Source organism: Acidovorax sp. Leaf73 (assembly GCF_916855635.1).
In the GTDB taxonomy this organism is placed as follows: Bacteria; Pseudomonadota; Gammaproteobacteria; order Burkholderiales; family Burkholderiaceae_C; genus Acidovorax; species Acidovorax facilis.
The window spans coordinates 339,531-363,357 of the sequence record NZ_CAKASI010000005.1; the positions used below are offsets into that span (position 1 = coordinate 339,531).

At 62.8% G+C, this 23,827-nt stretch carries 20 protein-coding genes and 3 tRNA genes; 15 read left to right on the forward strand and 8 right to left on the reverse strand.

The features are described 5' to 3' along the window. Positions 1-23: 23 nt before the first annotated feature. The 7 genes from LPA35_RS18310 (at position 24) to LPA35_RS18340 (ending at position 7,041) form a co-directional block, all read left to right on the forward strand. A complete protein-coding gene (locus LPA35_RS18310; RefSeq protein ID WP_055402576.1) occupies positions 24-512 on the forward strand; it encodes a CvpA family protein in 489 nt (162 codons plus the stop codon). 78 nt (positions 513-590) lie between these two features. Beyond that, complete coding sequence (gene purF / locus LPA35_RS18315; protein ID WP_055402574.1) at positions 591-2,096, forward strand: amidophosphoribosyltransferase; 1,506 nt, start codon at positions 591-593, stop codon at positions 2,094-2,096. Between the two features lie 118 nt (positions 2,097-2,214). Beyond that, positions 2,215-3,636 (forward strand): glutamate--tRNA ligase, encoded by a 1,422-nt coding sequence (gene gltX, locus LPA35_RS18320; RefSeq protein ID WP_121420429.1) that lies wholly within the window; start codon positions 2,215-2,217, stop codon positions 3,634-3,636. Positions 3,637-3,703: 67 nt separating this feature from the next. Then, positions 3,704-3,779, forward strand: a tRNA-Ala gene (locus LPA35_RS18325). A gap of 30 nt (positions 3,780-3,809) precedes the next feature. Further along, positions 3,810-3,885 (forward strand) — tRNA-Glu (locus LPA35_RS18330). A 52-nt stretch (positions 3,886-3,937) separates the two neighbouring features. Then, a tRNA-Asp gene (locus LPA35_RS18335) sits at positions 3,938-4,014 on the forward strand. A gap of 144 nt (positions 4,015-4,158) precedes the next feature. Then, entirely contained in the window at positions 4,159-7,041 is a 2,883-nt protein-coding gene (locus LPA35_RS18340; RefSeq protein ID WP_228897989.1) for an EAL domain-containing protein, read from the forward strand. A gap of 204 nt (positions 7,042-7,245) precedes the next feature. Here LPA35_RS18340 and LPA35_RS18345 read toward each other — a convergent pair whose 3' ends face one another. The 3 genes from LPA35_RS18345 to LPA35_RS18355 form a co-directional block, all read right to left on the reverse strand. After that, complete coding sequence (locus LPA35_RS18345) at positions 7,246-8,004, reverse strand: 3-hydroxyacyl-CoA dehydrogenase (protein ID WP_055402569.1); 759 nt, start codon at positions 8,002-8,004, stop codon at positions 7,246-7,248. Positions 8,005-8,119: 115 nt separating this feature from the next. Next, positions 8,120-9,172 carry an extracellular solute-binding protein gene (locus tag LPA35_RS18350; protein WP_055402566.1) on the reverse strand — a complete coding sequence of 351 codons (1,053 nt, stop codon included), beginning with the start codon at positions 9,170-9,172 and terminating at the stop codon, positions 8,120-8,122. 420 nt (positions 9,173-9,592) lie between these two features. Beyond that, positions 9,593-10,141 carry a phasin family protein gene (locus LPA35_RS18355; RefSeq protein ID WP_055402564.1) on the reverse strand — a complete coding sequence of 183 codons (549 nt, stop codon included), beginning with the start codon at positions 10,139-10,141 and terminating at the stop codon, positions 9,593-9,595. 199 nt (positions 10,142-10,340) lie between these two features. Here LPA35_RS18355 and LPA35_RS18360 point away from each other — a divergent pair, with 199 nt between their 5' ends. The 7 genes from LPA35_RS18360 to LPA35_RS18390 all read left to right on the forward strand — a co-directional run bounded on the left by LPA35_RS18360 (position 10,341) and on the right by LPA35_RS18390 (position 18,707). Continuing rightward, entirely contained in the window at positions 10,341-11,282 is a 942-nt protein-coding gene (locus LPA35_RS18360; RefSeq protein ID WP_228897991.1) for a histone deacetylase, read from the forward strand. Continuing rightward, the gene (locus LPA35_RS18365) at positions 11,279-11,764 is read left to right on the forward strand and encodes a thioesterase family protein (protein ID WP_228897993.1); all 486 of its coding nucleotides are present in this window, start codon (positions 11,279-11,281) and stop codon (positions 11,762-11,764) included. The genes LPA35_RS18360 and LPA35_RS18365 overlap by 4 nt, the downstream gene beginning before the upstream one ends. 230 nt (positions 11,765-11,994) lie before the next feature. Beyond that, positions 11,995-13,215, forward strand: coding sequence for a nicotinate phosphoribosyltransferase (pncB, locus tag LPA35_RS18370; protein WP_176886269.1), 1,221 nt, complete (start codon positions 11,995-11,997; stop codon positions 13,213-13,215). 115 nt (positions 13,216-13,330) lie between these two features. After that, complete coding sequence (locus LPA35_RS18375; protein ID WP_228897995.1) at positions 13,331-14,743, forward strand: sodium:proton antiporter; 1,413 nt, start codon at positions 13,331-13,333, stop codon at positions 14,741-14,743. A 170-nt stretch (positions 14,744-14,913) separates the two neighbouring features. After that, positions 14,914-15,906, forward strand: a complete 993-nt coding sequence (locus tag LPA35_RS18380) for a D-glycerate dehydrogenase (RefSeq protein WP_228897997.1) — start codon at positions 14,914-14,916, stop codon at positions 15,904-15,906. Positions 15,907-15,987: 81 nt separating this feature from the next. Beyond that, positions 15,988-17,514, forward strand: a complete 1,527-nt coding sequence (rmuC, locus tag LPA35_RS18385; RefSeq protein WP_228897999.1) for a DNA recombination protein RmuC — start codon at positions 15,988-15,990, stop codon at positions 17,512-17,514. Beyond that, positions 17,511-18,707 carry an MFS transporter gene (locus tag LPA35_RS18390; RefSeq protein ID WP_228898001.1) on the forward strand — a complete coding sequence of 399 codons (1,197 nt, stop codon included), beginning with the start codon at positions 17,511-17,513 and terminating at the stop codon, positions 18,705-18,707. The genes rmuC and LPA35_RS18390 overlap by 4 nt, the downstream gene beginning before the upstream one ends. 39 nt (positions 18,708-18,746) lie before the next feature. Here LPA35_RS18390 and LPA35_RS18395 read toward each other — a convergent pair whose 3' ends face one another. The 5 genes from LPA35_RS18395 to LPA35_RS18415 form a co-directional block, all read right to left on the reverse strand. Then, positions 18,747-19,610 (reverse strand): TIGR00730 family Rossman fold protein, encoded by an 864-nt coding sequence (locus LPA35_RS18395; protein WP_055402549.1) that lies wholly within the window; start codon positions 19,608-19,610, stop codon positions 18,747-18,749. 120 nt (positions 19,611-19,730) lie between these two features. Continuing rightward, positions 19,731-20,117, reverse strand: coding sequence for a fluoride efflux transporter CrcB (gene crcB, locus LPA35_RS18400; protein WP_228898003.1), 387 nt, complete (start codon positions 20,115-20,117; stop codon positions 19,731-19,733). 118 nt (positions 20,118-20,235) lie between these two features. Continuing rightward, on the reverse strand, positions 20,236-21,540 hold the full coding sequence (locus LPA35_RS18405) for a TRAP transporter large permease (protein WP_228898010.1): 1,305 nt from the start codon (positions 21,538-21,540) through the stop codon (positions 20,236-20,238). Between the two features lie 17 nt (positions 21,541-21,557). Continuing rightward, on the reverse strand, positions 21,558-22,067 hold the full coding sequence (locus LPA35_RS18410) for a TRAP transporter small permease (RefSeq protein ID WP_228898012.1): 510 nt from the start codon (positions 22,065-22,067) through the stop codon (positions 21,558-21,560). 18 nt (positions 22,068-22,085) lie between these two features. Further along, complete coding sequence (locus LPA35_RS18415) at positions 22,086-23,069, reverse strand: TRAP transporter substrate-binding protein (protein WP_228898013.1); 984 nt, start codon at positions 23,067-23,069, stop codon at positions 22,086-22,088. Positions 23,070-23,256: 187 nt separating this feature from the next. On the opposite strand from LPA35_RS18415, the gene LPA35_RS18420 reads away from it, so the two are divergent. Beyond that, complete coding sequence (locus tag LPA35_RS18420) at positions 23,257-23,793, forward strand: winged helix DNA-binding protein (protein ID WP_055402539.1); 537 nt, start codon at positions 23,257-23,259, stop codon at positions 23,791-23,793. The last annotated feature ends 34 nt before the right edge of the window (positions 23,794-23,827 follow it).

The following is a 23,827-nucleotide window of genomic DNA, read 5'->3' on the forward strand; positions in this document are numbered from 1 at the left end:
AGCGCCAAGGGGTTTTTGTATCCATGGCTGCGCTGGACTGGATTTTTGCGGCGGTGCTGCTGGCATCGATGCTCGTAGGAGCCTGGCGCGGGCTGGTGTTCGAGGTGCTGTCTCTGGTGGGCTGGGTGGTGTCTTTTTTTGTGGCGCAGTGGTTTGCCGAGGACATGGCGGCGTTGTTGCCTATGGGCGAGTCGGCCGAAGCATTGCGCTATGCCGCAGGGTTTGTGGTGGTGTTTGTTGCGTCGGTGTTTGCCTGCGGTTTTTTGACATGGCTGGCAAAAAAGCTGGTGGATGCCATCGGCCTGCGGCCTGCAGATCGTACTTTGGGGGCGGCCTTCGGGGTGTTGCGCGGGGTGGTTTTGCTGCTGGCGGTGGCCGTGGTGGCGGGCCTCACGCCCCTGCACGAAGCCTTGTGGTGGCAGGAGTCCCAAGGCGCCCCGGTGCTGGCTGAAGTGCTTCGGGGCTTGAAACCGGCGCTGCCGGAAGAATTTGGAAGGCATCTGCCTTCCTGATAGCGATGCGGTTGCGGCCAGAAGCCGTTGCCGCTGGGTTGCCGCGGGGCTGTTCCCGCAAACGGATGGAATACAACTATGTGTGGAATCGTCGGCGTCGTCAGTCCAGCGCCCGTCAATCAGCTGATCTATGACGCCTTGCTGCTCTTGCAGCACCGTGGTCAGGACGCAGCGGGCATCGTGACCCAGCAGGGCCGCAAGTTTTTCATGCACAAGGCCAAGGGCATGGTGCGCGATGTGTTCCGCACGCGCAACATGCGCGCGTTGCCTGGCAATGTGGGTCTGGGCCAGGTGCGCTACCCCACCGCAGGCAACGCCTACAGCGAAGAAGAGGCGCAGCCGTTCTATGTCAATGCACCGTTCGGCATCGTGCTGGTGCACAACGGCAACCTGACCAATGCGCGCGAACTTCGCACCGAGCTGTTCCTGACGGACCACCGCCATACGAACACGGAAAGCGATTCTGAAGTTCTGCTGAATGTGTTCGCGCACGAGCTGGAGCGCGCCACCCGGGGTGTGCCGCTGCAGCCTGAAGACGTCTTCACTGCGGTACGTGCGGTACACAAACGCATCAAGGGCTCTTATGCCGTGATCGCGCTGATCGCAGGCCACGGCCTGCTGGCCTTCCGCGATCCGCACGGCATTCGCCCGCTGGCCATGGGGCGCAGCCAGGATGGAACTGTGATGGTGGGCAGCGAATCCGTCGCCCTGGAGGGCACATCGCATGTGTTCGAGCGCAACATCGACCCCGGTGAGGCGATCTTCATCACGCTCGACGGACAGGTGCATGCCCGCCAATGCGCCGAAAACCCGCAGCTCAACCCCTGCATCTTCGAATTCGTGTATCTGGCGCGCCCGGACTCGGTGCTCGACGGCATTTCGGTGTACCAGGCGCGTCTGAACCTGGGCGAGGCCCTTGCCAAGCGCGTGGTGTCTACCGTGCCACCCAACGAAATCGACGTCATCATCCCGATCCCCGAGTCCAGCCGCCCCAGTGCCACGCAATTGGCTCACCTGCTGGGCATCCCATACCGCGAAGGCTTCGTCAAGAACCGCTATGTGGGCCGAACCTTCATCATGCCGGGGCAGGGTGTGCGCAAGAAGTCGGTGCGCCAGAAGCTCAATGTGATCGGCAGCGAGTTCAAGGGCCGCAACGTGTTGTTGGTGGACGATTCCATCGTGCGTGGCACCACCAGCCGCGAGATCGTGCAGATGGCACGCGACGCCGGCGCGCGCAAGGTGTACCTTGCCAGCGCTGCACCGCCGGTGCGTTACCCCAACGTGTACGGTATTGACATGCCCACCAGCAGCGAACTGGTGGCCCATGGCCGCACGGTGGAAGAGATTCGCCAGGCAATTGGCTGCGACGCACTGATTTATCAGGATGTGGACGGCATGAAAAAGGCGGTGGGCGCCCTCAATAGCGCCATCGTAGGGTTTGATGCGTCCTGCTTTGACGGTGTTTATGTGACCGGAGACATTACCGCCGAGGGCATCGCCAGCCTGAACGAGGGGCGGGTGGGGGTGGAGGAGGGAGAGGAAGACACCTCCCGCCTGGCGCTGCCGAATGCCCAAGAGGTTTAGGCATAGGATCGTTGCAGGTCGCCTTGTCCTGGATGGCGACCTGGCAGCAAGCTTTGCCCCCGCTCTCTGGATTGATTGAATCTTGAAACTGGCCCCGCGAGGGCCAGAACTTATTGACATGACTGATACCACTGCTTCCGGCGCGGGCCGCGTGCGCACCCGTTTTGCCCCGTCTCCCACGGGATTTATCCACCTGGGCAACATCCGCTCTGCGCTGTACCCCTGGGCGTTTGCCCGTGCTACGGGCGGCGATTTCATCCTGCGCATTGAAGACACGGACCTGGAGCGTTCCAGCCAGGCGGCGGTAGACGTGATCATCGAAGGCATGGCATGGCTCGGGCTGGACCACGACGAAGGCCCGTTCTACCAAATGCAGCGCATGGACCGCTACAAGACTGTGTTGGCAGAGCTGCAGGCCGCAGGCCATGTGTATCCCTGCTACATGAGCGTGGCCGAACTGGATGCCTTGCGAGAGAAGCAGATGGCCGCCAAGGAAAAGCCCCGCTATGACGGCACCTGGCGCCCCGAGGCTGGAAAAACCCTGCCGCCCGTGCCCGAGGGGGTATTGCCCGTGCTGCGTTTCAAGAACCCGCAAGGCGGTGTGGTGGCGTGGGACGACAAGGTCAAAGGCCGCATCGAGATCAGCAATGACGAGCTCGACGATCTTGTGATTGCGCGCCCAGACGGAACACCCACCTACAACTTCTGTGTTGTGGTGGACGATATCGACATGGCCATCACCCACGTGATCCGGGGTGACGACCACGTGAACAACACGCCGCGCCAGATCAATATCTTCCGCGCTCTGGGCAAGGAGCCGCCGGTGTATGCCCACCTACCCACCGTGCTCAACGAGCAAGGCGAGAAGATGAGCAAGCGCAACGGTGCCAAGCCCGTCACGCAGTACCGCGATGAAGGCTATCTGCCCGATGCCATGGTGAACTACCTGGCGCGCTTGGGCTGGAGCCACGGCGACGATGAGATCTTCAGCCGCGAGCAATTCCTGCAATGGTTCAACCTCGACCACCTGGGTCGCAGTGCGGCCCAGTTCGACGAAGCCAAGCTGCGTTGGGTGAACGCCCAGCACCTCAAGGCCATGGCCGACGATGCACTGGCCGCGCTGGTGGCGCCTCAGCTGCAGCAGCGGGGTGTATCTGCCGAAGCGCTGGCAGATGGACGGCTTGCGCGGATTTGCGCCCTGTTCAAGGATCGCTGCGACACCACAGTGGCGCTCGCCGATTGGGCACATGTCTTCTACGGTGAAGTAACGCCCGTGGATGCGGAGCGCAGCCAGCACGTTACCGAAGCCATTGCACCCGCGCTGGATGCTTTGGCCGATGCGCTGTCGGCCTGTGCATGGGACAAGGCTTCCATCAGCGCTGCGTTTAAGCAGGTGCTGGCTAGCCAGGGCCTGAAGATGCCCCAGCTGGCCATGCCCGCACGGGTGCTGACCGTGGGTACGGCCCACACGCCCTCGGTGGATGCCGTGCTGGAATTGGTCGGACGTGAAAAAGTTGTAGCGCGTTTGCGAAACCGCTGAAAATCTGTCTATAATTCAAGGCTCAGATGATGACAACAAACACAGTGTGGTTGGGGTCATTAAGTGGGGGGGTATAGCTCAGCTGGGAGAGCGCTTGCATGGCATGCAAGAGGTCATCGGTTCGATCCCGTTTACCTCCACCAAAGTTTGTTAACGGTTAGTTCCAAGGTTTTGACCCTATCGTCTAGAGGCCTAGGACATCACCCTTTCACGGTGAGTACCGGGGTTCGAATCCCCGTAGGGTCGCCAAGTTGTAGCGCTTGGCTTGTGTTGAAAAGATGCAAGCAAAAGCTGCCTGCCAGGAGTGGTAGTTCAGTTGGTTAGAATACCGGCCTGTCACGCCGGGGGTCGCGGGTTCGAGTCCCGTCCACTCCGCCAGTCATCAACCGCTGCAGTCGCAAGGCTGCAGCGGTTTTTTTTTGTGCCTGCGGTCCCCCATTTGTGGCTGAAAATGGGTTGTGCAAGAATGTGTAACAATATGGCCGCACTGAGGGTGGGGCACATCAAAGAGACAAGGTGCCCATGACACCCTCCCGGTGGCAGATCCATTCCCAACATATCGCCAGCTTCAGAAGTGTGGCTCCTGTGTTGTGGCTGCTGACCGGGGCGGCGATTGCCGCCTGGGCATATTTCTCGATGGCGACTCCCGAACGAGTGCGGCATTTCCTGGTACTTCACCAGGGGCTGGAAACGCTCTCTATTGTGGTGTCGGCACTGGTCTTTGCGGTGGGCTGGAAGGCGCACAGCATCAATCCTCAGCGGAACGTGTTCATCCTCGCCTGCGGGTTTTTGGGTGTGGCCCTGCTGGATTTTTCGCACATGCTGTCGTATGCCGGCATGCCCGATTACGTCACGGCCAATTCGGTGGCCAAGGGCATCAATTTCTGGCTGCCTGCGCGTTACCTGGTGGCTGTAAGCCTGCTGTGGGCGCTGGGGCTGCACTGGCATGCGCCTGGGGATCCGGCATCTGCGGGGCCGGGGCGATTTGCCGTGCTGGCGCTGGTCCTGGGCGTTGTCGCAGCGGTTCACGTGCTGGTTTTCTGGTACCCGCACTGGTATCCCGAAACCTACGGATCAACAGGCCTTACCCCGTTCAAGATTGCGGCTGAATATGGCGTGATTGCCTTGTATGCCGCGTCGCTGGCTCTCTTGTTGCGTCTGGCGAGAGAGCGTACATCGTTTGATGTGGCTCGCCTTTTCGCTGCGGTCTGGGTGATGGCCCTGAGCGAGTTCTTTTTCACTTTCTACGTTACCGCCACGGATCCTTTCAACCTGCTGGGCCATGTCTACAAGGTGGTGGGTTACTACTATCTGTACCGGGCCATTTTTGTGGGCACTATTGAGGCGCCATACCGCGCATTGAAGCAGTCCGACAAGGCCTTGCGTGCGGTGCTGGACGCGGTTCCCGATCTCATGTTCGAGGTGACGCGCGGTGGTCGTTATGTCGAGATCCATACGCGCCAGCCCGAGTTGCTGCTGTTGCCGGCCGAACAGGTTTTGGGGCGCACCATTCACGACATTCTTCCACCGCAGGCTGCTGCGGTGGCACAGCGTGCCATTGACGCGGCTGCCGAGCACGGGGTTGCCCGTGATTTCCAGTACACACTCGATCTGCCAGATGGCAAGCACTGGTTCGAACTCTCCGTGGCCCGCAAAGTGATGGATGAGGCGTCAGAGGCGCATTTTGTGGTGTTGTCCCGTGACATCACGCAGCGGGTGCAGACGCTCGATACTTTGCGCAAACTGCGCCATGCCGTAGAACAGGCTCCCAATTCGATCTTCATCGCTGGAGCCGACGGCAACATTGAATATGTGAATCCGGCTTTTTCCGTCACCACCGGATACAGCCTTGCCGAAGTTGTCGGGCGCAACCCGCGTCTGCTCAGCGCGGGGGGAACCCCGCTGTCTGTTTATGCCGACCTTTGGGCGCATCTGTCATCGGGGCGTGCCTGGCGCGGCGAGTTTCTCAACCGCCGCAAGGACGGTCGTGAGTACTATGAGTCGGCCATCATTTCGCCGCTGCACGATGAGCAAGGGCGGATCACGCACTACCTGGCCGTGCAAGAAGATGTGACCGAACGCAAGCGCGATGAAGAGCGTATCCGCAAGCTGGTCAACTTTGATGCGCTGACGGGCTTGCCCAACCGTACGATGTTTGCGTCGCGGTTCAGCCAGGCGCTTGCGCTGACCCAGCGCAGCGGACAGCATCTTGCATTGCTGTACCTGGATCTGGACCATTTCAAGAATGTCAATGACTCCCTGGGCCACCAGGTGGGCGATGAGTTGCTGGTGGAGATCGCACACCGGCTGCAGTTGGTGCTGCGCGAGGAGGATACCGTGTCGCGCCCTGGGGGAGACGAGTTCATCATCGTGCTGCCATTGGCGGATGCGCAGCATGCAGCCCATGTGGCCGAGAGCCTGCAGTCGGAGGTGCGCCGGGTCTGCAGGTTGGGCCACCATGAGCTGGTGGTGACGTCGTCCATCGGCATTGCTTTGTATCCAGAGGATGGCCGTGAGTTTGAAACCCTGGCACAGCGTGCTGATGCGGCGATGTTCCGTGCCAAGGAGACGGGGCGTGACACCTACCGGTTTTTCTCTGCCGATATGCAAGCCCATTCATTGCGGGTGTTGCAGATAGAAAATGCGTTGCGCAGTGCGGTGGTGCAAAACCAGTTGGCGTTGCACTACCAGCCCCAGATCCGTTTGCGCGACCGCAGGCTCACCGGGGTTGAGGCATTGCTGCGCTGGACCCATCCGGAGCTCGGCTTGATCAGCCCCGCAGAGTTCATCCCCGTGGCGGAAAGCAGTGGGCAGATTCTGGGCATTGGGGAATGGGTATTGCGCACGGCATTGGCACAGGCACGCGCGTGGTGCGAAGCGGGCCATACCGGGTTTACGGTGGCGGTCAATCTGTCGATGGTTCAGTTTCGCCATCCCGGTTTGGTCGAGATGGTGCAGCAGGCACTGGCTGACAGCGGGGTGTCGCCTCAGATGTTGGAGCTGGAGTTGACCGAGAGCATTGCCATGGACGCCCCTGAAAAGGTGATCGCCATTGTCCAGCAGCTGTTCGACCTGGGGGTGCAGCTGTCCATTGACGACTTTGGCACAGGCTACTCGTCGTTCAGCTACATCCAGCGCCTGCGGGTTCACAAGCTCAAGATTGCCCAGTCCTTCGTGCGCCATCTTGGCGAAGACGGCAGCGCCCAACACATCGTGCGCGCCATCATCGGCTTGGCGCACAGCCTCGACCTGGAGTCCATCGCCGAAGGGGTCGAGACGGCCACGCAGTGTGAAGCTTTGCTATCTTTGGGTTGCAATACCGGCCAGGGGTATTACTTCAGTCGGCCGGTTCCGGCGGCGCAACTGGATGCCTGGATGACAGAGCGTCGCGTCACCCTGGTTTGAGAGCCTGCTTACGACCGTGCGAAACCGTGAACAGGCTGCTGATGACAGCCGTCTACCTTCCTGGCAATGACAACCTCCTCCTCAGGAGGTGCGAAAGGTGGAAGTTTGAAGAAAATGGCCTGTAGCGCTTTATATGAAAGCATTGTTTGCTATATATTTAATAGCAAATAAGGTGTGACGCTGTCGGCGCCACAGGCCATTGTTTCAGCGTGGTGCCAAGCGGATGGCTCCGTCGAGGCGAATTACTTCGCCATTGAGCATGTCGTTCTCAAAGATGTGCTGCACCAGCTTGGCATAGTCCTGCGGCGTGCCCAGGCGGCTGGGGAAGGGCACACCAGCGGCCAGCGCGTCCTGAACTTCTTGCGGCATGCCAAACAGCATCGGTGTGCCGAAGATGCCGGGGGCAATTGTCATATTGCGGATGCCGTTGCGCGCCAGGTCGCGGGCGATCGGCAGTGTCATGCCGACCACGCCGCCCTTGGATGCGGCATAGGCTGCCTGGCCAATTTGGCCGTCATAGGCCGCGACGCTGGCCGTCGAGATCAGCGCACCGCGCTCGCCGGTGGATTCGGGTTCGTTCTTGCTCATGGCTTCGGCGGCCAGGCGGATCATATTGAAGCTGCCGATCAGGTTGACCGTGATGGTCTTGCTGAACAGCGCGAGGGCATGGGCGCCGTTCTTGCCCACTGTTTTTTCTGCGGGGGCAATGCCAGCGCAGTTGACCAGGCCCATGAGCTTGCCCAGCGAAACCGCCTTGGCCACTACCGCCTGGCCATCGGCCTCGTTGCTCACATCACATTTCACAAAGGCGCCGCCGATCTCCTTGGCCACGGCTTCGCCTTTTTCGGCCTGCATGTCGGCAATGACCACGGTGCCGCCCTGGGCCGCCAGCATGCGTGCCGTACCTTCACCCAGGCCCGATGCGCCGCCGGTGACGATGAATACCTTGCCCTTGATGTCCATGTGCTGTCTCCTGTAAGTGACGTTAACGTAAACGTCAATTATGGCGCATCGAGGCCGACTTTCTGCAGGCGAAAAAAAGCCCGGCCAGGCCGGGCTTGTCAGGAGCCGGGCGGGCTTACTGGAAGCCGACGCGGTCCAGCATCTGCTGCACCTTCGTGGTGTTGGCGCCCACTGCGCTGATAGGAATGGTCTCGCTCTTGAAAGGCTGTCCACCCGTCATGGCCTTGAGGGCAGGGTTGTCCAGGGTCACACCCTTTGCGGCAGGCCACTCGTTGTTGCCGTTGGCAAAGTAGTTCTGTGCTTCGGGGCTGGCCAGGTATTCCAGAAACTTGACCGCGTTGGCCTGGTTCTTGGAGTGCTTGGCCACAGCGCCGCCCGCGATGTTCAGGTGGGTGCCCCAGGATTCCTGGTTGGGGAACACCACGCCCACCTTGTTCACCACAGCCACATCTTCAGGCTTGGTAGAACGCATCATGCGGGCCAGGTAGTAGCTGTTGGTCACGGCGATATCGCATTCTCCAGCAGCCACTGCCTTGATCTGGTCCGTGTCGCCACCTTTGGGAGGGCGCGCCAGGTTGGCCACCAGGCCCTTGAGCCAGGCCTCGGCCTTCTGCTCGCCCATGTGCTCTGTCACGGCGCCAAAAAGGCTCAGGTTGTAGGGGTGCGAGCCGGAGCGGATGCACAGCTTGCCCTTGTTTTTGGGGTCGCCCAGCTCTTCGTAGGTATCGATGTCCGCCTTTTGCATCTTGACCTTGTTGTAGACGATCACGCGGGCGCGGGTGGAAAGGCCGAACCAGGCAATGCCGCCGTCAGCGGCTGGCTTGCTGCGCAGGTTGGCGGGGATGGCGTCGTTTAGCACCTTGGACTGGATGGGCTGGAAGAGACCGTCAACTTCGCCCTTGTAAAGACGTGCGGCGTCCACCAGCAGGATCACATCCGCTGGCGAGGCGGCGCCCTCGGCCTTCAGGCGCGCCAGGATGCCGGCGTCGTCGGCATCCACGCGGTTAATCTTGATGCCAGTGGCCTTGGTGAAGCCGCTGTACAGCGCTTCGTCGGTGGAGTAGTGGCGGGCCGAGTAGAGGTTGACGACTTGTTCCTGGGCATGGACAACGCCTGCAGCGGCGGCCAGGGCACAAGCACTCAGCAAGGCTTTCACAGTCTTCGACATGGATGCATCTTTCGGGGTTGTAACTCCGCCAATGATAAAGCAAACACGAATTATTCTTAATAAACGCCCAAGAGAGAGCGGGATTTGGTGCGAGCGTCTGATGCAGCGCAAAGGCGAGTCTGCACGTCGAGAAGGACGGGGCGGGAATTCCCGACAAGGCCGCCACAACGGGGCCCCGCCGCCCGCCGAACCGGCCACTGAAGCAGCGCAGAGCCAGTTCCAGTGCGCTGCGCGAAGGTCCAGGCAAAAAAAAGCCCGGTCATGAACCGGGCTTTAAAAGGATCCCTGAAACGGGGGTTTCGAGAGGATCCAAGGAGACAACTGGTGCACTGCGGAGGGTGTCCGCAGCGCGTGGTTGAATTATCAGGGTATTCCCTGAATGCGGCCTAGAGTTTGCACTCCAGACCGCAGGTACTGGACTTAGCGCTTGCGGGGAGCTGCAGTCTTGGCGGCGTTGGCAGCGGTATTTGCCACGGCGTTGAAGTTGGCTTCGGCTACGTCAGACGCTTGCTTGACGGCCTTTTGAACGGATTCAAAAGCGTTGTTGGCGGCAGAGACGGCACTCTTCATCACGGCCACAGCGGTTTCGGAGCCGGCAGGTGCGTTCTTGGCGGCGCTGTCGACCAGGTTGGTGAAGCTCTTCTGAGCATCAGCAGCTTGCGATTCGAAAGCCTTGCCGAATTCGGCGCCGGTGCCCGAAGCGATGTCATACAGGTGACGGCTGTAGGCGGCGGTCTTTTCAGCCAGGGGCTGGAACAGGCCGGCTTGGAGGGCCAGCAGTTCTTGTGCGTCCTTCACGCCCAGGACAGCCTGGGTGTGGGTAGCGGCTTCCGACAGAGCGGCGCGCGAAGCGGTCACGTTCAGTTCAACCAGCTTTTCCACGCCTTCGAAGGCCTTGGTGGTCAGACCAAACAGGGTTTCGATGTTGGCTTTGTGCGAGGCCAGGATTTGTTCAGCGGTCAGCGTCATGTCATATCTCCTAAAAATGAGGGCCTTGAAGGCCAGGTGGTTCACAGACATCTGCGCTGGCCCTGACTCGGTAAGTCATGTTGCAGTGCAGCATGTGTTGAATTTTAGGGGCTTCGTTCGCGATTGCAAGGGTTTTTTGTTGCGGTGCAGCAAATTAGGGACGGCCACCCAGAAATCCGCCCTTCGCCACAATCGCGTCATGCACGCCTATTACGCAGACCATTTTGTGCTGCCCTTGCCCGAAGGCCATCGGTTTCCCATGGCCAAGTACAGACTGCTGCGCGACCGGATTGCGCAGCACCTGCCCGGGGTCTCGCTCCAGGTGGCCTTGCCCGCATCCGACCGCGAATTGGCGCTGGCCCATGCGCCCGACTACATCGATGCGATTGCCGACGGCACGCTGCCGCCCCTGGCCCAGCGCGAGATTGGGTTCCCCTGGAGCGAGGCCATGGCCGAGCGCGCGCGGCGCTCTGTGGGCGCTACCGTGGCCGCAAGCCGCGTGGCGCTGCGCGAAGGGGTGGCGGGTAACCTCGCGGGGGGCACCCACCACGCCTATGCCGACAAGGGCAGCGGGTTTTGTGTGTTCAACGACGTGGCGGTGGCCGCCCGGTTGATGCAGGTGGAATGGGCGCGGGGAGGCGGCGGGCGCGCCGCCCGGCCGCTTCAGGTGGCGGTGATTGACCTGGATGTGCACCAGGGCAACGGCACGGCGCACATCTTCCGGGGAGACCACAGCGTGTTCACGCTGTCGCTGCACGGGGCCCGCAACTTTCCGTTCCGCAAGGAGCCCAGCGACCTCGATGTCGAGCTGCCCGATGGCTGCACGGACCCTGACTATCTACAGGCCCTGGAGCAGGCGCTCGATACCCTGGAGCAGCGGTTTGCGCCCCAGCTCATCTTCTATCTGGCAGGTGCCGACCCCCATGAGGGTGACCGCCTGGGGCGGCTGGCGGTGACGCACGACGGGCTGGAGGCGCGCGACCGGCGTGTGTTCGACTGGGCGTGGCAGCGGCGCATCCCCCTGGTTTTTGCCATGGCCGGAGGTTACGGCCGCAACCTGGACGACACGGTGTTGGCCCAGCTCAACACCTGGCGCGTGGCCTGGCAGTACCACCAGCGCTGGCAGAATGTGCGGCCATGACTTCTGCCGCCAGCACCACCCCTGCCGCTGCGTCCGCACCGGCCGCCCGCCCGTCCCCGCAGCCGCGCAGCGCCTACCAGGCCTTTCGCTCCCTCACCACGCGCTGGGCCGACAACGACGTGTATGGCCATGTGAACAACGTCGTGTACTACAGCTGGTTTGACACAGCGGTCAATGCCCACCTGATCGACCAGGGCGTGCTCGATATCCATGCGGGCGGCACCATTGGCCTGGTGATCGAAACCCAGTGCAATTACTTTGCCCCGCTGGCGTTTCCGCAGACGGTGGAGGCGGGCATCCGCGTGGCACGGCTGGGCGGCTCCAGCGTCAGGTATGAGGTGGGCCTGTTTGCCCAAGGTGAGCCACTGACCGCTGCCGCTGGCCATTTCATCCATGTGTATGTGGACCGTGAAACCCGCCGGCCGGTGCCCGTGCCCGAGGCGCTGCGCACCGTGCTGCAGGCTCTGGTGGTGCCCGGCTGACCGCGTACAAATTGCCTGATATGGTTTTGATAGCGCGTAACGCAACACAGATAAGCGCTGGCGCACCACAGGGCACTCAACCGGGCCAGGCGCTGTGCGGCGGCTGAAACCTGGCTGACGCCGCTGGCCTTGCGCGGAGCCAGGGGCCCCGATGGCCTACACTTTGTGGCTTCGTTGCCCGGTCTGAGGCCTTGGGAACGTGTTCGCGATTTCTGAGGCTTGCCCTGTCCATGATCATCACCAGCCTGCTCGACACCGACCTGTACAAGTTCACCATGATGCAGGTCGTGCTGCACCAGTTTCCGGGGGCGCAGGTCGAATACAAATTCAAGTGCCGCAACCCCGGCGTGCAACTGGCACCGTTTGCCAACGAAATCCGCGACGAGATCCGGTCGCTGTGTTGCCTGCAGTTCCAGGATGCCGAACTGGCCTACCTGCGATCCCTGCGTTTCATCAAGAGCGACTTCGTGGATTTTCTCGGGCTGTTCAAGCTCAACGAGAAATACATCACCGTCACGCCCCAGCACAACGGCGAGATCGAAATCTCCATCCGGGGGCCGTGGCTGCACACCATCCTGTTCGAGATCCCGGTGCTGGCCATTGTCAATGAGGTCTACTTTCGCAACACGCAGAAAGTGCCCGACTTCCTGGAAGGCCGCCGCCGCCTGGATGCCAAGATTGCGCTGCTGCAGGGTGACGGCCTGTCGGACCTCAAGATTGCCGACTACGGCACGCGCCGACGTTTTAGCCGCGCCTGGCACGAAGAAGTGCTGCGTGTGCTGGTGGCCCGCCTGGGCACGGGCGACCGCCGCCCCGGCGCACCGGCAGGCCCGGGCCAGTTTGCGGGCACGAGCAACGTGCTCTATGCCATGAAGCTGGGCGTGACGCCGTTGGGCACCATGGCGCACGAATATTTGCAGGCCTGCCAGGCGCTGGGCCCGCGCCTGCGCGACAGCCAGGTCTTTGGCTTTGAAATGTGGGCCAAGGAGTACCGGGGGGACCTGGGCATTGCGCTGTCGGACGTCTACGGTATGAGCGCCTTCCTGCGCGACTTTGACCTTTACTTTTGCAAGCTGTTTGACGGCGCGCGGCATGACAGCGGCGATCCGTTCGCCTGGGGCGAGCGCCTTTTGGACCACTACCGCAAGAACCGCGTGGACCCGCTGACCAAGACGCTGATCTTCAGCGATGCGCTCACGGTGCCGCGCACCATCGAGCTGTACCAGCAGTTCCGGGGCCGCTGCCAGCTGGCGTTTGGAATTGGCACCAATCTCACCAATGACCTGGGCAGCCCGCCAGCGCACGAGCCGCTGCAGGTGGTCATCAAGATGACGCGTTGCAACGACCAGCCTGTGGCCAAGCTGTCGGACACGCCGGGCAAGGGCATGTGTGATGACGAGAAATACCTCGCCTACCTGCGGCAGGTGTTTGATATCCCTGCGACAGCGTAGCCGCGCTGGCGCTCGGAAGCGCCCAGAGGTTCCGTGAAGTGCCACGATGTGCTGTGAAGTACGTCAAACCGCCGTGAGGCGCACCGATTTTTATAACTGGATGGAGACACAACCCATGAAACTCTCGCGCGGGCTGGCAGTGGCCGGTCTTTTGGCGGCACTGCCCGGCTGGGCCCTGGCCGCCGACATCGATGGCAGCACGCTGTCCGTCCTCTGGGGCGTTCCATTCGCGGGCATTCTGCTGTCGATTGCCCTCATGCCGCTCCTGGCGCCGATCTTCTGGCACCACCACTTTGGCAAGGTGGCGGCAGCCTGGGGGCTGGCGTTTCTGGTGCCGTTTGCCATCACATTCGGCCCCGGCATGGCGGGCGTGAGTCTGGTGCATGCGCTGGTGGCGGAGTACATCCCGTTTGTGATCCTGCTGACTGCGCTGTTCACGGTGGCGGGCGGGATTTTCATTCGCGGCAACCTGCACGGCAGCCCGGGGCTCAACACCACCATCCTGGCCATTGGCGCCGTGCTGGCCAGCTTCATGGGCACCACCGGGGCGTCCATGCTGCTGATCCGCCCCCTGATCCGCGCCAACGACAACCGCAAGCATGTGGCGCATGTGGTGGTGTTCTTCATCTTCATCGTGTCCAACGCCGGGGGCTCGCTCACGCCGCTGGGCGATCCGCCGCTGTTCCTGGGCTTCTTGAAGGGCGTGGATTTCTTCTGGACGGTGAGCCACATCTTCCAGGAAACGCTTTTCCTCGTGGGTGCGCTGCTGGCCATCTTCTTTGTGCTCGATTCCTGGTACTACCGCCGCAGCGAAGAAGTGATCACGGCCGACCCCACACCCGACAGCCGGGCCATCGGCTTTGATGGCAAGGTCAACTTTGCCCTGCTGGGCGTGGTGGTGGCGCTGGTGCTGGTCAGCGGCTTCTGGAAGTCGTCGGTGGTGTTCAACATCGCGGGCACCGACGTTGGCCTGCCTGGCATCGTGCGCGACGTCGGTTTGGTCATCGTCACCTTTGTATCCCTGTGGCTCACGCCCAAGAAGGTGCATGAAGACAACCAGTTCGGCTGGGGGCCGATGCAAGAGGTGGCCAAGCTGTTTGCGGGCATCTTTCTCACCATCATCCCGGTCATCGCCATGCTCAAGGCGGGCGTCAACGGCCCGTTTGGCGCCGTTGTGTCGGCCGTGACCCGCGCAGATGGTTCGCCCGACCCGGCCATGTATTTCTGGGCCACGGGTGCCCTGAGCTCGTTCCTGGACAACGCCCCCACCTACCTCGTGTTTTTCAACACTGCGGGCGGCGACCCAGCGGTGCTGATGACCACCCTGGCGCCCACACTGGCCGCCATCTCGGCGGGCGCGGTGTTCATGGGCGCCAACACCTACATCGGCAACGCGCCCAACCTCATGGTCAAGGCCATCGCCGAAGACCGGGGCGTGAAGATGCCCAGCTTCTTTGGCTACATGCTGTGGTCGGGGGGCATCCTGGTGCCGCTGTTCATCGTGATGACTTTCATCTGGTTTAGGTAGTGACCATCCCCCTGAGCGGCTGCGCCGCTTCCCCCTTCTCTCATCGCTGCGCGATGGGAAGGGGGACGCCACCAGTGCGGCGGGGCTGCCCTTGCACGGTGGCCGCTGGTGCGGGCCGCGCCAGTTGCAAGGTACGGCAGCCGTATCGATACATTGGAGACTGAAGATTCATGAGCAAACCCCGCATCCTGGTCGCGCGAGCGATCTTCCCCGACATCGTGGACCGCCTGCGCGCGCACTTCGATGTGGAGGACAACCCCGACGACGTGATCTGGACCCCAGCCGAGTTGGCCGCGCGCTTGGCGGACAAGGACGGAGTGCTGACCACCGGCAGCCAGCGTGTGGATGCCGCACTGCTGGCTGCGGCGCCGCGCCTCAAAATCTGCGCCAACATGGCCGTGGGCTACAACAACTTTGATGTGGACGCGATGACGGCGGTGGGCGTGTTGGGCACCAACACCCCCGACGTGCTGACCGAGACCACGGCCGACTTTGGCTTTGCGCTCTTGATGGCCACGGCCCGCCGCATGACCGAGAGCGAGCATTACCTGCGCGCTGGCAAGTGGACGAAGTGGAGCTACGACATGTTCGCGGGCAGCGACATCCACGGCAGCACGCTGGGCATCATCGGCATGGGTCGCATCGGGCAGGGCATTGCCAAGCGCGGCGCGCATGGCTTTGGCATGAAGGTGGTTTATCACAACCGCTCGCGCCTGTCGGCTGACCTGGAAGCCGAATGCAAGGCCACTTACGTGGGCAAGGAAGACTTGCTGCGCACAGCCGACCATGTGGTGCTGGTGGTGCCGTACAGCGCAGCCTCGCACCACACCATTGGCGCGGCCGAGCTGGCGCTGATGAAGCCCACGGCCACCCTGATCAACATTGCGCGCGGCGGCATTGTGGACGACGCGGCGCTGGCCGTGGCGCTGCGCGAAGGCCGCATTGCCGCGGCGGGCCTAGATGTGTTTGAGGGTGAGCCCAGCGTGCACCCCGATCTGCTCACCGTGCCCAACGTGGTGCTCACGCCCCACATCGCCAGCGCTACGGTGCCCACGCGCCGCGCCATGGCCAACCTGGCGGCGGACAACCTGATCGCCTTTTTGGGCGGGCGTGCCCCCCTCACTCCGGTGAACCAGCCCGTGCCTGGCCTGCGGGCGGAGTAACGCCGGATTCATTAAGAGAAATTGACCGCTAGCGCTTGATAGATAAGCGCTAGCAGCTATCGAAACCATAGTAATTCTTCCTTGACTACCGATACCCTCGTTCTGCTGGCCGCACTGGCCCTGGTGTTCATCGCGCTCGCGCTGCTGGCGCTGCGCCGCCCCCGCGTGGATTTGCCGCCCGAATGGCTGGCCCGCCTGCAGGCGCTGGAGCGCACCACCCAGGCCACCCAGCTGGCCGTGGCCAAGAACGATGGCGCGCTGGATGGCATGGGCCAGCAACTGCGCGGCTTCACCCAAACCACGCAGACCACGCTGGAGGGGCTGCGCCACGCGGTCGATGAGCGTTTGACGCAGGCGGTGGCCGAATCGCGCAACGGCCGTGCCGAGCTGTTGGCCGCCTTTGGCGTGTTCGAGGCGCGGCTGGAGCAGCGCCTCACGGCCCTGGACGCAGCCACGCGCCTCACGCTCGATTCGCTCAAGAGCGACACCCAGTCGCAGCTGGGGGTGATGTCGCAAGCGCTTAAAGACCAGCTCGAAGCCAACAGCTTTCAGATCAAGAACCAGTTTGCGGTGTTGCAAGACGCGGTGTCGCAGCAGCTCACCGGGCTGGTGCAGGGCAGCCAGCACAATGCCGAACAACTGCGCACCGCGCTCAACGAGCGCCTGGCCGCCATCCAGGCCGACAACGCCACCAAGCTCGAGGAAATGCGCCGCACGGTGGACGAAAAGCTGCACGCCACGCTGGAGCAGCGCCTGGGCGAATCCTTCAAGCTGGTGAGCGACCGGCTCGAACAAGTGCACAAGGGCCTGGGCGAGATGCAGACCCTGGCGGGCAGCGTGGGCGACTTGAAGCGTGTGATGACCAACGTGAAGTCGCGCGGTACCTGGGGCGAAATGCAACTCGGCGCCATCATCGACAACGTGCTCACCCCCGAGCAGTTCGCGCGCAACGTCAAGACCGTGCCAGGCAGCGATGAGTTGGTGGAATTTGCCATCCGCCTGCCGGGCAAGAGCGACGAGCACCCCGTGTGGCTGCCTATCGACTCCAAGTACCCGGTGGAGCAGTACCAGCGCCTGATGGATGCGCAGGACGCGGCCGACAAGGCGGCCATCTTGTCTGCGGGCAATGCGTTTGAAACGTCGATCAAGCTCGAAGCCAAGAAGATCTTCGCCAAGTACGTCTCGCCCCCGCACACCACCGACTTTGCCGTGCTCTACCTGCCCACCGAAGGCCTGTTTGCCGAGGTCATGCGCCGTCCGGGCCTGGTCGAGGCCGTGCAGAACGATTGCCGCGTGATGATCACCGGCCCGGCCAATCTGGCCGCCATGCTCAACAGCCTGCAGATGGGTTTCAAGACGCTGGCGATTGAAAAACGCTCGTCAGAAGTGTGGAGCCTTCTGGGCATGGTCAAGACCGAGTTCGCCAAGTTTGGCGACGTGGTCGAGGCCACCAAAAAATCCATCGACGCCGCCGCCAAGAAGTTTGACGAGGTGGGCGTGCGCACCCGCGCCATCCAGAAACGCCTGCGGGATGTGCAGGACCTGCCCGCGCCAGCGGCTACCACCGTGCCGTTGCCGGGGCTGGACCCGGAGGACGATCCGCTGTGAACTGGGCACTGGCCCGGCTGATTGCCGCGCAGATCTGTGTGCACGGCAGCATGGCTGGCATGCGGCTGGCCGCGCCCCTGCTCGCGCTGCGCGAGGGCTACAGTGTGGCGGCGGTGGGGTTTCTGGTGGCGCTGTTCGCGCTCACCCAGGTGTTTCTGGCCCTTCCTGCGGGCCGGTTTGCAGACCGCCACGGCCTCAAGCGTCCGATGGCTTATTCGGTGGCTGTGGCGTGCATGGGCGCAGGGCTGGCGGTGGTGTTTCCGACCTATTCGGTCTTGTGCGTTGCGGCCTTGATGACAGGGGCGGGCGCAGGGGGCGCCACCATTGCCGTGCAGCGCCACGCGGGCCGCGCCGTGCATGACGCCACCGAACTCAAGCAGGTGTTCAGCTGGCTGTCGATAGGCCCGGCGGTGTCCAACTTCATCGGCCCATTTGCGGCGGGGCTGGCCATCGACCATGCGGGTACCACCCCGGGCAGCCTGGAAGGCTACCGCGCGGCCTTTGCGTTGCTGGCGTTGCTGCCCCTGGTCAGTTGGTGGTGTGTGCGCAGCACGCAGGATCTGCCCGCTGCGGCTGCAGCCTCCGCCAAAGATGGCCCGCCACAGCGCGCGTGGGATCTGCTGAACGACCCACCGTTTCGCCGCCTGCTCATCGTGAACTGGCTCATCTCGTCGTGCTGGGATGTGCATGCCTTTGCGGTGCCGCTGCTGGGGCATGAGCGCGGCTTGTCGGCGGCGGTCATTGGCACCATCTTCGGGGCGTTTGCGATTGCGGCCACCGTGATCCGCGTGCTCATGCCCTTTGTGGCCAAGCACTTGCGCGAGCGGGGCGTAATGGCCGGCGCCATGCTGGTGACGGCCGTGTTGTTTGCGGTGTACCCCATGCTGCAAAGCGCCTGGGCCATGGGGCTGTGCTCGGTGTTGCTAGGCCTGGTGCTGGGCACGGGGCAGCCCATGGTGATGAGCCTGCTGCACCAGATCACGCCCTCACATCGCCAGGGCGAAGCTCTGGGTCTGCGCCTCATGGCCATCAACGCATCCAGCGTGCTGATGCCCCTGATGTTCGGATCGGCCGGGGCGGTGATTGGCGTGAGCGGCCTGTTCTGGGGGGTGGGCGCCGCAGGCCTGGGCGGCGCCCGGCTGGCGTGGCGCATCGGGGGCGAGAAAAAACAGCCGGGGCAGGGGCCGCGCTGAGTGCCGCTTGCCGTGCGGAGCCAGTAGGCAAAGAAAGGCCTACAGCTGGTAGAACGACTTGATCAGCTCCCACGCTTCTTGCGGGTCGTCGGTGTAGTGAAAGAGCTTGAGGTCTTGGGCGGAGATCGTGCCTTCTTCCACCAGCACCTCGAAGTTGATCAGCCGCCTCCAGTAGTCGGTGCCAAACAGTACGATGGGCACGGGCTTGGCTTTCTTGGTCTGCACCAGCGTGAGCACCTCGAACAGTTCGTCCAGCGTGCCAAAACCCCCCGGGAAGGCCACCAATGCCTTGGCGCGCATCATGAAGTGCATCTTGCGCAGCGCGAAGTAGTGGAACTTGAAGGAGAGCGAGGGCGAGATGAAGCGATTGCCGCTTTGCTCGTGGGGCAGGGCGATGTTCAGGCCCACGTTCAGTGCACCGGCTTCGTGGGCACCCCGGTTGGCGGCCTCCATGATGCCGGGGCCGCCGCCCGTGCAGATGTAGATGCGGTCTGCGGGGCGCTGGTGCTCGCTGTATTCCGCCACCACCTTGGCGAACTGGCGGGCGAGGTCGTAGTAGCGGGCGTTGCGCACGGCCTGCTGGGCACGCTGCAGGCGCACCTCGTCGCCACTGGCCTCGGCCTCGGCCAACTGGGCTGCGGCCTCGTCGGGTGCCACAAACCGGGCGCTGCCGTAGACCACCACGGTGTTCTCGATGCCTTGCTCGGCCTGGCCCAGGTCGGGCTTGAGCATTTCCAGCTGAAAGCGGATGCCGCGTGTCTCGCGGCGGAACAGGAATTCCGGGTCGGCAAACGCGAGGCGATAAGCGTCTGCGTGCAAGGGGTTTCCGTTGACTGCGTGGTTCTGCAGTTCCGCCCAGGCATCGGCCAGGCGGCGTTCGTTGAGTTGGGTATTGGCGTCCATAAGAGACTCTTCGTGTCGGTCTGTAGGGGAAAAGGGGTAGGGCGAATGCTGCGGCCACCGGCTTGGGCAGCGTAATGCAATGGAGGATGAGGTGTAGAGAAAATGGGCCCGTGGGCAAGTCTACAATGCGCGAGCTGCTATGAAATATGAAGCACTTTGTATGCCAAGCGCCGTCAGGCATAGCGACCCGAACAGGTGCAGTGCTGTAGTGCCCAGGGCCATGGCGTAGCGTTGCACCATCAACATTTCAACCACCTCGGCCGAGAAGCTGGAGAACGTGGTGAGTGCGCCCAGAAAACCCGTGACCAAGGCCAGCCGCCAGACAGGATCGATCTGGGGCAGGGCGTGAAAAACGGCCACACACACGCCGATGAGATAGCCGCCCACCAGGTTGGCGGCCAGCGTTCCCCAGGGGATCAGGCCGCCGGGGCTGAGCCACAGGCCCAGGCGCCAGCGCGCCAATGCGCCCACACAGGCGCCGATGCAGATGGCTAGAACATTGACCATGGGGGGATTGTCACAGCAAATGGAGCCCTCTCTCCCTGCGTTGTTGCGCGCCATCCCCCAACGAGCTATGCGGGGCGGCCCTGGCCTGGACCACGCCCGCGTTGTGGATGCTGACCGCTCAGCGCGCTGACATCTGCTGCGGCAGCCAGGTCACGATGCCGGGGAACACGTAGATCAGCGCCACGGCACCACACATGAGGAGAAACATGGGCATGGCCACTTTCGCGATCCAGGGGAGCTGACGGCCTGTCATGCCTTGCAGCACGAACAGGTTAAAGCCCACAGGCGGCGTGATCTGCGCCATCTCGACCACCAGCACGATGAAGATGCCGAACCAGATGGGGTCGATGCCAGCGGCTTGCACTGTGGGCATGAGCACGCCCATGGTCAGCACCACCATCGAGATGCCGTCGAGGAAGCAGCCGAGGATGATGTAGAAAATGGCCAGCGCCACGATGAGCTGGGCCTGGTTCAAGCCCAGCGAGGCAATCCATTCCGCCAGGTGGCGCGGCAGGCCGATGTAGCCCATGGCCAGCGTCAAGAACGCGGCCCCCGCCAGGATCAGCGCGATCATGCAGTACAGCCGCGTGGCGCCCATCAGCGAGTCCTTGAAGGTGCCCCAGGTCATGGAGCCCTGCACGGCCGACAGCACCAGCGAGCCCACCACCCCCACGGCAGCCGCCTCGGTGGCGGTGGCAAAGCCGGTGTAGATGGAGCCCAGCACGGCCGCAATCAGCAGCACCACGGGGATCAGGCTGCGCGATTCCGACAGCTTTTGCATGAAGGTCATGCGCACGTCGGCGGCAGGCACCTGCTCGGGGTGGCGCAGCGCCCAGACCATGATGTAGCCCGAGAACAGCGCCGCCAGCAAGATGCCCGGCAGCACGCCTGCAATGAACAGCTGCGAGATCGACACCTCGGCCGACACGCCGTACACGATCATGATGATCGAGGGCGGTATCAGCAGGCCCAGCGTGCTGGCCCCGGCCAGCGTGCCCACCACCATGTGCTCGGGGTAGCCCCGGCGCGTCAGCTCGGGCAGCGTCATCTTGCCGATGGTGGCGCAGGTGGCCGCGCTGGAGCCCGACACGGCGGCAAAGATGGTGCAGCCGACCACATTGGTGTGCAGCAGCCGGCCCGGCAGCGCCTGCACCCAGGGGGCCAGGCCCTTGAACATGTCTTGCGACAGGCGGGTGCGGAACAGAATTTCTCCCATCCAGATGAACAGCGGCAGGGCGGTCAGCGTCCAGCTGGAGGCGCTGCCCCAGATGGTCACCGCCATTGCATCGCCCGCAGGGCGCGCAGAGAACAGCTGCATGGCGATCCAGGCGACGCCGGAGAGGGTGAGCCCGATCCATACGCCGCTGCCCAGGATCAGGAACAGCGACAGTACGAGCAGGCCGGTTATGGCGAGATCACTCATGGTAGGTAGTGCCGGGTTTATTCATTGCGCAATGCTTCGCCGGATGGGGCATCCACACGCTTGCCCATCATCTCCAGCACCAGTTCATCCACGAACGCGATCGCCAGAATCACCGTGCCCACGGCCATGGCGATTTGTGGAATCCACAGCGGCGTGGCGTCGCTGCCGGTGGAGATGTCGTGAAACTCGTGCGACTGCCAGGCCAGCTTGCAGCTGTACACCGCAAACAGCAGCGCCAGCAGCGAGGCAATGGCCAGGGCCCAGATCTCAAAGGCCTTCTTGGCGCCGCCCTTCAGAAAGTTGAGCAGCAGCGTGACGCGGATGTGTTCGCCGCGCTTCAAGGTGTGGGCCAGCGCCAGAAAACCCGCCGCCGCCATCAGATAACCCGCATAGGCATCCGTGCCCGGCACGTGGAAGTGGAACTGCCGGCTGGCGATGGACAGCAGCACCATCCCCAGCAGGCCGACCATAAAAAGCGCCGCCAGGGCGGCGGCGCTGTCGTACAGAAAGTCCAGCAGACGACGCATGTGCGTGGGTGTCTTGGCTTACTTGCGGTAGGCGTCGATGAGCGCCTTGCCTTCGGGGCCGGCCTTGTCCAGCCATTCCTTGAGCATGGTCTCGCCCACCTTGGCCATGTCGGCCTTCAGGGCTGCGGGCGGCGCTTCTACCGCCATGCCATTGGCCTTGAGCTTGGCGATGGTGTCGGTGTTGACCTTGGCACTGTTGGCCCAGCCGCGCGCTTCCGCGTCGGCACCGGCCTTGAGCAGGGCGTCCTGGCTGGGCTTGTCGAGCGCGTCAAACGCCTTCTTGTTCACCAGCACGGCGTTCTTGGGCAGCCAGGCCTGGGTGTCGTAGTAGAACTTGAGGTGCTCGTACAGCTTGCTGTCCACACCGGTGGCGCCCGAGGTCATCGTCGATTCGACCACGCCCGTGGCCAGGGCTTGTGAGAACTCTGCGGCCTGCACCGTCACGGGCTGGGCGCCCACCAGCTCGGCAATGCGGGCCGTAGCGGGGCTGTAGGCGCGCCACTTGATGCCTTTGAGGTCGGCGGCCGAGGCCAGGGGCTTCTTGGTGTAGATACCTTGCGGGGGCCAAGCCACGGCATACAGCAGCACCATGCCTTGTTCGGCCAGCTTCTTTTCAAGGAAAGGCTTTTGCGCGGCATAGAGCTTCTTGGAGGCGTCGTAGCTGTCGGCCAGGAAGGGCAGGCCGTCCACGCCAAACAGCTGCCACTCGTTCTGGAAGTTGGCCAGCAGGATCTCGCCCATCTGCGCCTGGCCGCCTTGCACGGCGCGCTTGATTTCGGGGGCCTTGAACAGCGCGGCGTTGGCATGCACGGTGATCTTGAGCTTGCCGCCCGTGGCCTTGTCTACATCGCCGGCCAGCTGCACCATGTTCTCGGTGTGGAAGTTGGTGGCTGGGTAGGCGGCTGCCAGATCCCACTTGGTCTGGGCGAATGCCGAGGTGGCAGACAGGCCTGCCGCCAGGGTCAGGGCAAGTGCGGTCACGGGGAAGATTCGACGCTTCATGGATATTGCTCCGCAGGGTTGGATGTACAAGGTTGGATGTAACAAATCACTGTATCGGAAGCCGACCCGATTGCGATAGGTGTTTTGCCTAAACGCTGACAAATTGCCAACAAATTACCATCGACTTGCCTACAATGCCCCATGCATATCCCGTGCCAATGACAGAACCCACAGGCCCGAACCCGCCATGAAATCTGACGCCAAGCCCAAGGCCAAAACCGACTCCGGCCCCATCGTGTCTTCGGCGCATCTGGTGTCGGCGCAAAGTGCCGAGATGAGTGAGTTCGAGTTCGGTCTCATCGTGGCGGGCAATGCGTTCCACCGCTGGGTGGTGCACTGCATGGCGGCGGCGGGGCTCAAGGATCTGACGCCGCTCGACGTGGTGGTTCTGCACCATGTCACGCACCGCGCGCGCGACAAACGCCTGGCCGACATCTGCTTCATCATGAATGTGGAAGACACGCACCTGGTGAACTATGCGCTGAAAAAGCTGCAGAACCTGGGCGTCGTGGCCTCGCAAAAGAACGGCAAGGAAGTGACCTACGCTGCCACCGATGTGGGCCGCGCCTATGTGCAGCGCTACCGCGAGATCCGCGAGAGCTGCCTGATCGACGCCCTGAAAGCCGACGACGCGCTGAACCGCGACATCGGCGAGCTGGCCCGGTTGCTGCGTGTGCTCTCAGGCATGTACGACCAGGCGGCGCGCTCGGCCGCGTCGCTGTGACGCTGGCGGCCTGAGTGGCTTCGGTGCCCTGTAT